Annotated in this window: 1 protein-coding gene; it reads right to left on the reverse strand. The window is 67.7% G+C overall.

All coding sequences use genetic code 11. The annotated features are described in order from the left end of the window. Positions 1–9: 9 nt before the first annotated feature. A complete protein-coding gene (locus OTB20_RS42145) occupies positions 10–1,371 on the reverse strand; it encodes an IS30 family transposase (protein WP_420716625.1) in 1,362 nt (453 codons plus the stop codon). Positions 1,372–1,405 lie beyond the last annotated feature (34 nt).

Genomic DNA, 1,405 nt, shown 5'->3' on the forward strand with positions numbered 1-1,405 from the left:
TGGGCGAGTTCAACCGGTCGTTGCAACACCGGGCTGTTGTATTGAGCGTAGCTGCTCTTCGAAGACCTCGGCCGGGGTCTTCCAGCCGAGGATCTTGCGGGGCCGGTTATTGATCGCCAGGGCGACGGCTTCGAGGTCCTCGGCCGACCATCGGGACAGGTCGGTGCCCTTCGGGAAGTACTGACGCAGCAGCCCGTTCGTGTTCTCGTTTGTGGGTCGCTGCCAGGGCGAGTGCGGATCGGCGAAGAACACCTTCGTCCCGGTCTCGAGCGCGAACTGGGCATGCCCGGAAAGTTCCTTCCCGCGGTCCCAGGTGAGGGTCTTGCGGAGCTGCTCGGGTAGCTTCGTCATCGACTCAGTCAGTGCAGTGTTCATCGCGACGGCGCCGTAACCGCCCAACGACGGGCCGTTCTTGACAGGCGGCACCTCGCCCCAGCCCTCCATCCTCGGCAGATGCACCAGGAGTGCAGATCGGCTGCTGCGCTCGACGAGCGTGCCGATCGCGGACCGGCCCGTCCCAATGATCAGATCGCCTTCCCAATGCCCCGGGACCGCGCGGTCCGCGGCCTCTGCAGGACGTTCGCTGAGGAGGACATCCGCGGTGACATGCCCTTGCGGCTTGTTCCGTGACCTCGACCGAGGCTCTCGAAGTGCCCGCCCGGTGCGCAGGCAGGCGACCAGCTCCCGCTTGAGCGCACCACGGCCCTCGATGAACAGCGACTGGTAGATCGCCTCGTGGCTGATGCGCATGGACTCATCCTCGGGGAAGTCGGCCTTCAACCGGTACGAGATCTGTTCCGGGCTCCATGCTGTCGCCCACCGCCTGTCTTGCCGGTGCGGCTTGTTCAGCCCTTTCCACGGAGGCGTCTGCGGTCCCGCGACGACCGTCCCGTCAGGCCGGTGAACGTTCCCCGAAAGCCGCTCCTGCACGTACTCACGCAACAGGTCGTTGCCCAGGAGCTTCGCGCTCTTCGGGCGCTTGGCCGCCTGCTGAGCCTTCCACTGGGCGACCGTCGCGCGGTACTCCTGCTTGCCGCCGCGTGTGGCGGCGTTGCGGCGCAGTTCGCGAGAGATTGTCCCGGGGTCACGCCCCAGGGCGCGGGCGATCTCGCGCACGCCCTTGCTCATCGCACTGAGGATCGCGATCTCCTCACGCTCCTCGAACGTGAGGTACCGGCCCGCGGGCTCCGCCAACGAGATCGGAGGCATGCCGCCAGCGTGACGAAACCACCTCGCACCCACCGGCCACGACACGCCGACCGCCAGCGACGCCTCCACCGTCGTGACCCCCGTGGCGATCAGTCGCCAGAACTGGCGCTGCACTACCCGAGACGGATCAGGCCGCCCCGGCGAACGCATCGCCGGCCGCAACGCACGGTCAGCGCGCCACTGCCGACGCTGGCCC

The organism is Streptomyces sp. H27-H1, from assembly GCF_026627445.1.
Lineage (GTDB): Bacteria > Actinomycetota > Actinomycetes > Streptomycetales > Streptomycetaceae > Streptomyces.